This is a genomic window from Shewanella sp. SR43-4 (assembly GCF_014163845.1).
In the GTDB taxonomy this organism is placed as follows: domain Bacteria; phylum Pseudomonadota; class Gammaproteobacteria; order Enterobacterales; family Shewanellaceae; genus Shewanella; species Shewanella vesiculosa.
Genome location: NZ_JACJEB010000011.1, coordinates 152,554 through 163,547, shown reverse-complemented (window position 1 = coordinate 163,547; position 10,994 = coordinate 152,554). Strand labels below are relative to the sequence as shown.

Here is a 10,994-nt window from a genome sequence, read left to right as displayed (position 1 = left end):
TGACGCAGTCACGCCCTAGTAGCGAAGCGCCCTAGCAGTGACGCAGTCACGCCCTAGTAGCGCAGCGACCTAGCAGTGACGCAGTCCGCCCTAGAAGCGAAGCGCCCTAGCAGTGACGGAGTCACGCCCTGTAATTATAGAAAAGGTTTAACAAGGTTTGCCATCATATTGATATGATCATCGTTATCGTTTAGACATTCGATGTATCTATAGTTTTTGCCACCAGCATCTTCAAATACGTGACGATTTTCGCCCTTAATTTCTTCTAAGGTTTCTAAACAATCGGCACTAAATGCTGGGCAGATAACGGCGATATCGGTAACACCTTTTTCAGGCAGACTACCAATGGTTACGTCTGTGTATGGTTGTAACCATTTAGCTTTGCCAAAGCGAGACTGGAATGTTGCCACATACTCATCTTCAGTTAGGCCTAATTTTTCTACCACTAAGCGAGTTGTCTTCATACAAAAACAATAATAAGGATCGCCTAGATGCAGATTGCGTTCAGGCATACCATGATAAGACATCACCAGTTTTTGTGGTTTTCCGTGTTGTTCAAAATCTTTTTCAATCGATGCTGCAAGCGCATCGATAAGATCAGGGTTGTCATGGTAGGTGTTAATAAAGTGCAGTGCGGGGATATAACGCCATTTCATTAATTCTTTGGCTAAAGCATCGAATGCCGAACCCGTTGTTGGAGCCGCGTACTGTGGGTATAAAGGCAAAACCACTAAATTGTCTACACCTTGCTTGTGCATTGCTTGCAGGGTACTGGCCGTTGATGGAGAACCATAACGCATAGCCAAATGGACGCTCACATCATGCCCTTGCGCGTGTAAATGATTGGCTAGTTTGGCTTGCTGACGTTGGCTAATGTCGAGTAGAGGCGAACCGGCTTCGGTCCACACTTGTTTGTATAAGGCTGCTGATTTGGCTGGACGAATACGTAAAATAATCCCGTGAAGAATAATCATCCATATCAGTTTTGGAATTTCGACGACTCGAGGATCCGCCAAAAACTCAGCTAAATAGATGCGAACAGCTGATGCGGTTGGTGCATCTGGTGTACCTAGATTTAATAATAATACACCGGTTTTGCCACGCGCTTTGTGACCGGTTTCTTTATCTAGCCCTGAAAATCTAGCCAAAGTATCTTCTCCGTTATTAGTATGGATTTATAAATACATCACAGTATGAGTAACTTGTGAGATGAAATTATAATTATATCGCTTTCGATTAACACAAAAAGAGCGCTAGTTATCGATTTGATGATCAAATCGATCGGCGCTCTAAAACGTCTATTTCAATTAAACTATTATCTCGATTAAATAGCTATGTTAGTTAACGCTATCCTAAGTTAACTAACTGTCCTAGCTAACTCATTTGGATAAGCTAACCACTTATAGAACGGACTCAATCGCTTTTATCAATTCATCGCTATCGGGTTTAACACGAGAGCTGAATTCTTTTACCGTTTTGCCATCACCTGAAACAACATATTTATAGAAGTTCCACTTTGGCTGGCCACTTTTATCACCTAAATATTTAAACACTGAGTTGGCTTCACTGCCTCTCACGGGTGATGTTGATACCATGGTAAACGTGACACCGTAGTTGATGAAACATACATCTGCGGTTTTAGCTTCGTCTTTTTCTTCTTGGAAAAAATCATCTGATGGAAAACCAATTACCACTAGACCTTTGTCTGCATATTGCTTGTGCAAGGCTTCAAGTGCTTCAAATTGAGGTGTAAAGCCACAATGGGAGGCGGTATTAACAATTAATACTGCTTTACCTTGGGTGAGTTCACATAAATTGACGTTTTCTTCGGAGTGTAATTTGCGGGCTTCAACATTGAGATAATCAGGACAACTTGCAGCAAAAGCCCCTGCACTAAGGGTAAACAAGCCTGCTGCGGCAATAAATTTAATCATGTTAAGTGTCCTTTTCTCAAAGTTAATAGGCACCGCTAAATGAATTTATCGGTGCCTAATGAAGTATCAATGCATTATACGCGATACTTTTTTATTGAGATCAAAACCTTTTAGAAATAGAAACCAATATTGATGTTTAAGCGAGAATGCCATGATGTATCACCATTATTGATACCAACGCCTGGACCATCAACAAACCACATATTTTTACCGGCAATCCAATCTACATAAGAATAAAATTTACCTGCCGTGATAGCAACACCAGTCACATTCTGGATAGAATCATCAAGCCCTTGACCCGATGCCATTACCTGGCTGTAATCGTTGTAAAAATTTACATTAGAGATTGGACCCCAATCAACGTCAATCGATTTAGCAATGTTAACGGTAGCAACATCGGCTTCAGCTGCAATTTCAAATGGATATTGAAATGCACTCAGCGCAATACGTTCACTGTTGTCTATATCATAGTCATAATGAATATACTGTAACTGTAATTGCCATTGTTTCCAGTCAAGTTGCCAATGCGCTGCAGCGGCAAGACCATTGGTGTCTTCACCTACTACGGTAGCGGCATCAGCCATAAAATCTAATTGGCTGTATTGTAATGAACCACCTAACTTATGAGTCACTTCACCAGAGGTAAATTCTCGTTCAACTCGGGCGTTGATTTGTCCAGCCTCTTCATATGGTGAATCGGCTGTTGTGGCCGCATCAAATGAGTAACGATCATAATTAGAACCGTCGCCAATTTCGTCATTAGCAAAATACGCTAAGTCATAACGCCAACCATCTTGTTCATTTTTGTAATGGATACCGGCATCATAATCATCTTCAAAACCAAGATAATAGGTTGCGCCGAACCAAAATGAATGGGCGGCATAAGGTAATAATCCAAATGGCACTTGGGTTACACCCACTTGCACTGATTGGGCTTCATCAAATTGATAACCCATGTATGCATGATGCACTACGTCCATATTTTCATACCAACGATACTGAGCAGAGGCGAATAAGCCATCTTTACTCTTGTAGTTAACATCTGCACGGAACAGTTCAAACTCAAGTTTGGAGTTATTGTCGTAATCTTTCCAACCGTAGTTCACGCGCACTGCACCGCCGATATCGACTTCATCTGTGACTGGTACTGCTGAGGCCGCGAATGGAAACAAGATTAGCGAAGATAAGACGGTGACTTTTTGCCATAACTGCATGAAACATCCTTGAAAAACAATTTTATATAACGTGAAAAAATGTGTAACAGACAACGTAAAAATACGAATAAGGTTACTGAAAAAAAGATTTTTAATGTATTTTTGTTATCGCAACTTTCACAACAATAGTCATGATAACCACAGTAATGATAACAATAATGGTGACCATGGTAACAAAAAAGGCCGTAAGATGTGACTTACGGCCTTTAATAATAAACAGCTTGATGAATTATCAGCTTATTGACTGACTAAGATAATCACTAATCCATGTCTAGAGTAATGCCTTCCATTGTCCCTGAAGACGCGGCTTCATTATTTTGTAATTTAATCATTAAGCGTAAATCATTAGGTGAATCGGCATGATGTAATGCGTCGGCATAACTGATTTCGCCTTCTACATACAAATCGAGCAAGGCTTGGTCGAATGTTTGCATGCCTTGTTCGCGTGACTTACCCATAGTTTCTTTAAGTAAATGTAACTCGTTTTTGGCGATCAAGCTGGCCACTCGAGGAGTATTGATTAACACTTCAATAGCTGCACGACGCCCGGTTCCATCTGATTTAGGGATAAGCTGCTGCGCGACAATACCGCGTAAATTTAATGACAAATCAAATAGTAGTTGGTTGTGCTTACTTTCTGGTACTAAATGCATAATACGATCAAGTGCTTGGTTAGCATTGTTGGCATGCAAAGTTGCCATACATAAGTGGCCAGTTTCAGCAAATGACAATGCAAACTCCATGGTTTCTTGAGTACGAATTTCACCAATTAAAATCACATCAGGTGCTTGACGCAATGAGCTTTTAAGCGCGGCATCGAATGATTCGGTATCAATGCCCACTTCACGTTGCGTAATAATGCTTTTACGATGGTTATGGACAAACTCAACAGGATCTTCAATGGTCAGAATGTGTCCGCGAGCATGTGCATTGCGGTACCCCACCAGTGCAGCTAACGATGTCGACTTACCAGTACCGGTGCCACCTACCATGATGATAAGACCACGCTTACTCATCACCAAATCTTTTAAAATCGCCGGCAGTTTTAAGTCGTCAACTTCAGGAATTTGGGTTTCGATACGGCGCATAACACAACCGGCTGATTCGCGTTGCCAGAAGGCGCTGACACGAAAACGGCCTAAATCTTTTGCCGCAAAAGCAAAGTTACACTCGCTAGTATCGTGAAACTCTTTCTTTTGTACATCACTCATTAAAGATTCAACAAACACCAGCGACTGCTCTGGGGTTAATTTATCTTCGGATAACTGACGTAACTCACCATCAATTTTGGCGCTGGGTGGAAAACCGGCAGTGATGAATAAATCAGACGCTTTTTTTTCCACCATCAAATTTAAAAATGGACGAACATCCATGATCCCAGCTCCTTAGAAATTAGCTTGTTTATTCGAGCTTTTCTGCATTGCATCTTCACGGGTAATTAAGCCTCTATTGACCAAGTTTTGCAGACATTGATCAAGGGTTTGCATGCCATGAGACATACCCGTTTGAATAGCGGAGTACATTTGCGCCACTTTGTCTTCACGAATGAGGTTTCGAATTGCTGGAGTACCCATCATAATTTCGTGAGCAGCAACTCGGCCACCGCCAATCTTCTTGATTAATGTTTGCGAAATAACCGCCTGAAGCGATTCAGACAACATGGTGCGCACCATACTTTTTTCACCTTCCGGAAACACGTCGACCACACGGTCAATGGTTTTGGCGGCTGAGGTGGTATGCAAAGTACCAAACACTAAGTGACCAGTTTCGGCTGCTGTCATAGCTAAGCGGATCGTTTCAAGGTCGCGCATCTCGCCCACAAGAATCACATCGGGATCTTCACGTAATGCACTTCTTAATGCGGCATTAAAGCTATGGGTATGTTTATGAACTTCACGCTGGTTGATTAAGCATTGCTTATTTTGATGGACGAATTCGATTGGGTCTTCGATGGTTAAGATATGGTCATGGCGATTTTCATTAACGTAATCGACCATCGCAGCGAGTGTCGTTGATTTACCCGAACCGGTAGGCCCTGTAACTAATACTAATCCACGTGGGTAACTGGCAATTTTTTTAAATATTTCTGGGGCGCCAAGTTGCTCAAGCGATAAAATTTCAGAGGGAATGGTACGAAATACTGCGCCAGCGCCACGGGACTGATTAAATGCGTTAACACGAAAACGCGCTAAATTAGGCACTTCAAATGAAAAATCGATTTCTAGATGTTCTTCATAGTCTTTACGTTGTTTATCATTCATGATGTCATAGACAAGACTATGGACGCCTTGATGATCTAACGCAGGTAAATTGATTTTTCTTACCTCACCGTCAACGCGGATCATAGGAGATACGCCTGCTGAAAGATGTAGATCTGATGCTTTGTGTTTTACACTAAAGGCGAGTAATTCAGTGATTTCCATTGTAGAGACATCCATTTAACCAACATTATGACAACAATAGCAGACAGAATATCAATCGCCCAGAGTAGAATTAATCAAGCGGCGCAAAATTGTTCACGATCATCAGCAGAAATAAGCCTGCTGGCGGTGAGTAAAACTAAACCTATCAGTGACATCGTTGCCGCTTATCAAGCTGGACAGCGTCTATTTGGTGAAAACTATGTTCAAGAAGGCGAAACTAAAATTACCGCCTTACAGGCAGATTACCCAGATATCGAATGGCATTTTATCGGCCCATTGCAATCAAATAAAAGCAAAATTGTTGCCGAGCATTTTGATTGGATGCACACCTTAAGTCGCGATAAAATTGCCCAGCGTTTACATGAACAACGCCCGAATAACAAACCACCATTAAACGTGTGTATTCAAGTTAATATTAGCCAAGAAGAGTCTAAATCGGGCGTCAATGCTGAAGACGTTGCCACGTTAGCGCTTACTATCAACTCTTTATCTAAGCTGACATTACGTGGATTAATGGCGATTCCTACCGCCACTAATGACGAGCAGATCCAACAACAAGAATTTGCCCAGTTAAAGCAGTTATTTGATCAACTTAAGCAACAGTATCCTAGCGTTGATACCCTTTCCATGGGCATGAGCAACGACATGGACATCGCCATCGCCAACGGTTCGACCATGGTGCGTATCGGTAGTGCGATCTTTGGCGAAAGATAAAGCTGATAGCCTAGAGCTAAGCGACCCTAGAAGCGAAGTGCTCTATCCGCGCAGCGGCCTAGCAGGACGCAGTCCGCCCTAGAAGCGAAGCGATCTATCCGTGCAGCGGCCTAGCCCTAGAACCCAGAAGCGTGGCGTCCTAGGACTGAATTAGGTAACATACACACGAACTGGACATAAATTCACTCATTTATTGGATACAGACTCAATGACTCAAGCAAAAGTATGTTTTATCGGTGCGGGCAATATGACTCGCAGCATTATTAGTGGCTTAGTTAAACATGGCTATCCTAGTGACCTTATTCATGCAACCAATCCAAGTAAAGGTAAATTGGATGCTTTGCAGCAAGATTTTTCGATTCATGTTTCTCATGATAATAATGCAACAGCACAAGCTGCTGATGTCATTGTACTCAGCGTAAAGCCGCAGTTAATGGCCACCGTTTGCGAAGACCTCAGCTCACTGGATTTAACCAATAAGTTAATCATTACTATCGCGGCTGGTATTCCTGCATCGCGTTATGCTGTTTATTTTAAACAGCCAATAAAGCTTATCCGCACCATGCCCAATACTCCGACACAAATTGGTTACGGCATGACGGGTATTTATGCCGATGATAGTATTTCTGCCGAGCATAAAGCGATTTGCGAAACCTTGATGCAAAGTGGCGGTAAAGTGACCTGGGTTGATAATGAAGCTGAATTAGATCAAGTTATCGCGCTCGCGGGCAGTTCTCCTGCGTATTTCTTCTTGTTTATTGAGTCAATGATCGCTTCTGGGGTCAACATGGGCATGGCAGAAGACAAAGCAAGATTATTGGCAGAACAAGCAGCCTTAGGCGCCGCGCAGATGGTGATTCAAAACCAGCAATTATCGGTGACAGAATTACGTCAAAATGTGATGTCAAAAGGCGGCACTACAGCCAGAGCCGTTGAAACTTTTCAGCAAGGCGGTTTAGTGGAATTAGTCGATAAAGCAATGACAAACTGTGTTGCCCGCGCCCAAGAAATGGCTAAAACATTTTAACGCGATGAGATGAACTAATATTTAACTTAAAGTTAACCTCTTTGGTGTAAAATAGCTTAGGTAAAACTAAGCTTTAATAGCGCAGATCTGAGCGGTGAGTGATTATATTTGCAGCTTAGTACTGTATTGCTAAACATAAGCTCAGTTAATTGAAGCATTGATCCTAGCATGTGTTAAATACTAGATAGCATAAACATAAGCACTAAATTACATAAACGTAAGGCAATATCCATGAATGCAATGAGTTTTTTAGTCAACACCCTGTTTGACTTATACCTAATGATCGTCATTCTTCGTTTTTGGCTACAACTTGCAAGAGCGGATTTTTACAATCCATTTAGCCAATTTGTGGTTAAGGCGACACAACCGATTATCGCCCCAATGCGCCGACTATTGCCTTCGATAGGACGTATTGATACTTCATCGATGTTACTGGCCTTTATCGTCGTAATGGTAAAAATGTTAGTACTTACTTTCATCGCAGGCGCTGCGGTAGATATTCTTACCTTGGTATTGTTCTCAGTGATTTCTGTGGTAAAACAAGCCGGCGTATTACTTTTTTGGATGCTACTTGTTCGAGCTGTGTTGAGTTGGTTTAATCAAGGTTACAACCCAATTGTGATGGTAATGACTCAGTTAACAGAACCAATTTTAGCCCCAGTGCGCAAAGTACTGCCTGCAATTGGCGGCTTAGATTTATCTGTGTTGGTAGTATTTATTGCCATGAACTTCATTAATATGTTGTGTGCACAGTACATCCCTTTTTGGGCGATTATTTAGTTGTTGGACATCACTAAATAATGACGGCTATAAGCTATTCCAACGATGAGCAGCAAGGTGACTTGCTGCTTTTTGTTTATCTACAACCCAAAGCAAGCCGCGATCAAATTATCGGCTTACACGGTAACGAATTAAAAATAGCCATAACTGCACCTCCAATTGACGGTAAAGCCAATGCTCATTTATCTAAGTATCTTGCAAAAGCCTGTAAAGTGGCAAAAAGTCAGGTGCATATCCTCAAAGGTGAACATAGCCGTCATAAGCAAATACAAATATGCCAGCCGCAAGTTATTCCAGCAGAAATAGCCGCACTTTTAAAGCTCACTCATCTATAATAACCCTATTGCTCAGCTCGCTAAGGACAAGATCATGTTTCAATCATTGCGTTTATCTCGCTCACTTTTACCGATATTATTATTGTCATTGATGGCAATGACGAGTACAGCTCAGGCAGAACAAAAACAGCAAGTCGGTAATTTCGATATTCACTACATGGCGCTCAATAGCACCTTTATTACACCAGAAATAGCCAAAACCTATGGTATTGAACGCAGTAGTTATAATGGTCTAGTTAATATTACCGTTCTCAATACCAGCCAAGATGGACACCCTGCAGTGCCAGTTGAAATATCGGGTATCGCCAATAATCTACTTGATGCACGCATAACGCTTGATTTTAAAGAGATCCGTGAAGGAAACTCAATCTATTACATAGCAGAAGTGCCTTATCGTGACGATCAAGAAGTTAATTTTACGATTGCCATTAAGTACGGCAAACAACTAAACACTTCATTGAAATTTAAACAAAAGTTTTATGTCGATTAAGGCCTAAAATCTCGATAGCAAGCGATAAAAAGCATAGAGCACTTCGCTGCTATGACGCTTGGCGGCTAGAGGCTATAAAATCAACAGCCTAGTCGCCCAGCAACTCAATCTTAGCAGCGAAGCTGTGCCTAGCTGTGACCGAGTTACGACCTCGCAGGACGCAGTCGGCCCTCTGGCGAGCCCGAGAGTTCCTAGCGCCGTAGCGCATCGCGGCTTTGTTAGCGTATAATAACGACAAATTTTTCTTCATTTCAAAAGCAAACCTATGCAGACTCCAATCAAACAACAAATTGTTCTTGCCAGTGGCAACAAAGGCAAACTTGCCGAATTTGATCAAATGCTTGCGGCATTTAACATTGAAGTACTACCGCAGAACCAATTTAATGTTTCTGAGGTGGCTGAAACAGGCACAACGTTTGTTGAGAATGCCATTATTAAAGCGCGTCATGCGGCTGAAATTACCGGAAAAGCCGCTATTGCAGATGATTCAGGCATTGAAGTTGATGCACTACAAGGTCAACCAGGCATATATTCCGCGCGTTATTCGGGTGAAGGGGCTACTGAAACCAGCAATTACCTTAAATTACTTGATGCACTCCAGGGTGAAACGCTTCGCAGCGCTCGGTTTCAATGTGTGCTGGTATACATGCGCCATGCAAAAGATCCGACCCCCATTATTTGCCAAGCATCATGGGAAGGCACCATTAACCATGCCCCGCAAGGTGAACAAGGCCATGGATATGACCCCGTTTTTATTCCTCAAGGCTTTGACTGCTCTGCAGCTGAACTCACTGGCGATCAGAAAAATGCTCACAGTCATCGAGGTAAAGCACTGAAACTGTTAGTGAGCGCCATGCAAGCCCAAGGCATAATCTTATCGACTAACACATCGAACAGTTCGTCGAGCAATACAATAACAATGGATGAGCAATCATAAATGACATTGCAATTACCGCCACTGAGTTTATATATTCATATACCTTGGTGCGTACAAAAGTGCCCTTATTGTGATTTTAACTCCCATGGCCAAAATGGTGAGTTGCCACAGCAGCAATATGTTGATGCGTTATTAGACGACTTAACACAAGACTTGGCTTATGTTCAAGGTCGAAAAATCCATACTATTTTTATCGGTGGTGGCACACCATCGTTATTTGATGCTAGCCAAATTCAACGCATACTTGATGGTGCACAAGCATTAATCCCTTTTGAAGATGACATTGAAATCACTATGGAAGCTAATCCTGGCACATTAGAGCATGATGACTTTAGTGCTTATCGTGCAGCGGGTGTGACGCGGCTTTCCATTGGGGTGCAAAGCTTCTCTAAAGAAAAACTTAACTTGCTTGGTCGGATCCATAATGAAGATGAAGCTAAAGTAGCGGCACAAAAAGCTAAGCAAGCAGATTATTTGAGTTTTAATCTCGACTTAATGCATGGTTTACCGAATCAAAGCTTTGATGAAGCCATGCATGATATCGATACCGCCACGGCATTAGCTCCGCCACATCTTTCGTGGTATCAACTTACTATTGAACCTAATACCTTATTTCATTCAAAGCCGCCTCAATTACCGGACGATGAGAACCTGTGGCAAATTTATGAACAAGGCCAACAGCGCTTAGCGGCATTAGGTTATGAGCAGTACGAAATATCGGCCTATGCAAAGCCTGGTTACCAATGCCGTCATAACCTTAACTATTGGCAATTTGGCGACTACCTTGGTATTGGTTGTGGAGCTCACGGCAAAATCACCCTACCCGAATCAAATCAGATTGTGCGTACCGTTAAAATAAAGCATCCAAAAGGTTATCTTGCAGCGGATAAATATACCTTTGAAACCACAGATGTCATCGAAGAGGACCGCCCATTAGAGTATTTAATGAATCGCCTTAGATTGATGATCCCAATTCCTAAAGCTGAGTTTGAACAGCGCACCGGGCAAGCGGCAGAAGTGGTTCAGCAAGGCATGCAAAAATCCATTGAACGAGGCTTACTAACCGAGACCGCAACACACTGGCAGCTGACGCCTAAAGGGCATATGTTTGTAAATGATTTACTGTCTCAATTTATTTAA

At 42.2% G+C, this 10,994-nt stretch carries 12 protein-coding genes; 7 read left to right on the top strand and 5 right to left on the bottom strand.

Annotation, left to right across the window (positions count from 1 at the left end):
- Positions 1 to 134: 134 nt before the first annotated feature.
- The 5 genes from hemH to H5123_RS14175 all read right to left on the bottom strand — a co-directional run bounded on the left by hemH (position 135) and on the right by H5123_RS14175 (position 5,571).
- Entirely contained in the window at positions 135 to 1,148 is a 1,014-nt protein-coding gene (gene hemH, locus H5123_RS14195) for a ferrochelatase (protein ID WP_182698373.1), read from the bottom strand.
- A gap of 252 nt (positions 1,149 to 1,400) precedes the next feature.
- Positions 1,401 to 1,934: a glutathione peroxidase gene (locus tag H5123_RS14190; RefSeq protein ID WP_182698372.1), complete on the bottom strand. Its 534-nt coding sequence runs from the start codon at positions 1,932 to 1,934 to the stop codon at positions 1,401 to 1,403.
- A gap of 110 nt (positions 1,935 to 2,044) precedes the next feature.
- The gene (locus tag H5123_RS14185; RefSeq protein WP_182698371.1) at positions 2,045 to 3,148 is read right to left on the bottom strand and encodes a hypothetical protein; all 1,104 of its coding nucleotides are present in this window, start codon (positions 3,146 to 3,148) and stop codon (positions 2,045 to 2,047) included.
- A gap of 260 nt (positions 3,149 to 3,408) precedes the next feature.
- Positions 3,409 to 4,521, bottom strand: coding sequence for a PilT/PilU family type 4a pilus ATPase (locus H5123_RS14180; RefSeq protein WP_124017185.1), 1,113 nt, complete (start codon positions 4,519 to 4,521; stop codon positions 3,409 to 3,411).
- A 12-nt stretch (positions 4,522 to 4,533) separates the two neighbouring features.
- Positions 4,534 to 5,571, bottom strand: a complete 1,038-nt coding sequence (locus tag H5123_RS14175; RefSeq protein WP_011638307.1) for a type IV pilus twitching motility protein PilT — start codon at positions 5,569 to 5,571, stop codon at positions 4,534 to 4,536.
- A 27-nt stretch (positions 5,572 to 5,598) separates the two neighbouring features.
- On the opposite strand from H5123_RS14175, the gene H5123_RS14170 reads away from it, so the two are divergent.
- From H5123_RS14170 to hemW, 7 genes are all read left to right on the top strand, one after another.
- A complete protein-coding gene (locus tag H5123_RS14170; protein WP_182698370.1) occupies positions 5,599 to 6,285 on the top strand; it encodes a YggS family pyridoxal phosphate-dependent enzyme in 687 nt (228 codons plus the stop codon).
- A gap of 208 nt (positions 6,286 to 6,493) precedes the next feature.
- Complete coding sequence (gene proC / locus H5123_RS14165) at positions 6,494 to 7,312, top strand: pyrroline-5-carboxylate reductase (protein ID WP_182698369.1); 819 nt, start codon at positions 6,494 to 6,496, stop codon at positions 7,310 to 7,312.
- A 231-nt stretch (positions 7,313 to 7,543) separates the two neighbouring features.
- Positions 7,544 to 8,092 (top strand): YggT family protein, encoded by a 549-nt coding sequence (locus H5123_RS14160; protein WP_182698368.1) that lies wholly within the window; start codon positions 7,544 to 7,546, stop codon positions 8,090 to 8,092.
- 20 nt (positions 8,093 to 8,112) lie between these two features.
- A complete protein-coding gene (yggU, locus tag H5123_RS14155; protein WP_124017181.1) occupies positions 8,113 to 8,427 on the top strand; it encodes a DUF167 family protein YggU in 315 nt (104 codons plus the stop codon).
- Positions 8,428 to 8,518: 91 nt separating this feature from the next.
- Positions 8,519 to 8,917 (top strand): DUF4426 domain-containing protein, encoded by a 399-nt coding sequence (locus tag H5123_RS14150; protein ID WP_124017223.1) that lies wholly within the window; start codon positions 8,519 to 8,521, stop codon positions 8,915 to 8,917.
- 265 nt (positions 8,918 to 9,182) lie between these two features.
- A complete protein-coding gene (gene rdgB / locus H5123_RS14145; RefSeq protein ID WP_124017180.1) occupies positions 9,183 to 9,854 on the top strand; it encodes an RdgB/HAM1 family non-canonical purine NTP pyrophosphatase in 672 nt (223 codons plus the stop codon).
- Positions 9,855 to 10,994 carry a radical SAM family heme chaperone HemW gene (hemW, locus tag H5123_RS14140; protein WP_182698367.1) on the top strand — a complete coding sequence of 380 codons (1,140 nt, stop codon included), beginning with the start codon at positions 9,855 to 9,857 and terminating at the stop codon, positions 10,992 to 10,994.

What these genes read in the sequence shown, in the direction of transcription:
- yggU (WP_124017181.1), top strand. Translation starts at nt 8,113, where the DNA reads ATGACGGCTATAAGCTATTCCAACGATGAGCAGCAAGGTGACTTGCTG.
- proC (WP_182698369.1), top strand. Translation starts at nt 6,494, where the DNA reads ATGACTCAAGCAAAAGTATGTTTTATCGGTGCGGGCAATATGACTCGC.
- hemW (WP_182698367.1), top strand. Translation starts at nt 9,855, where the DNA reads ATGACATTGCAATTACCGCCACTGAGTTTATATATTCATATACCTTGG.
- H5123_RS14190 (WP_182698372.1), bottom strand. Translation starts at nt 1,934, where the DNA reads ATGATTAAATTTATTGCCGCAGCAGGCTTGTTTACCCTTAGTGCAGGG.
- H5123_RS14185 (WP_182698371.1), bottom strand. Translation starts at nt 3,148, where the DNA reads ATGCAGTTATGGCAAAAAGTCACCGTCTTATCTTCGCTAATCTTGTTT.
- H5123_RS14150 (WP_124017223.1), top strand. Translation starts at nt 8,519, where the DNA reads ATGGCAATGACGAGTACAGCTCAGGCAGAACAAAAACAGCAAGTCGGT.
- H5123_RS14175 (WP_011638307.1), bottom strand. Translation starts at nt 5,571, where the DNA reads ATGGAAATCACTGAATTACTCGCCTTTAGTGTAAAACACAAAGCATCA.
- H5123_RS14160 (WP_182698368.1), top strand. Translation starts at nt 7,544, where the DNA reads ATGAATGCAATGAGTTTTTTAGTCAACACCCTGTTTGACTTATACCTA.
- H5123_RS14170 (WP_182698370.1), top strand. Translation starts at nt 5,599, where the DNA reads ATGACAACAATAGCAGACAGAATATCAATCGCCCAGAGTAGAATTAAT.
- rdgB (WP_124017180.1), top strand. Translation starts at nt 9,183, where the DNA reads ATGCAGACTCCAATCAAACAACAAATTGTTCTTGCCAGTGGCAACAAA.
- H5123_RS14180 (WP_124017185.1), bottom strand. Translation starts at nt 4,521, where the DNA reads ATGGATGTTCGTCCATTTTTAAATTTGATGGTGGAAAAAAAAGCGTCT.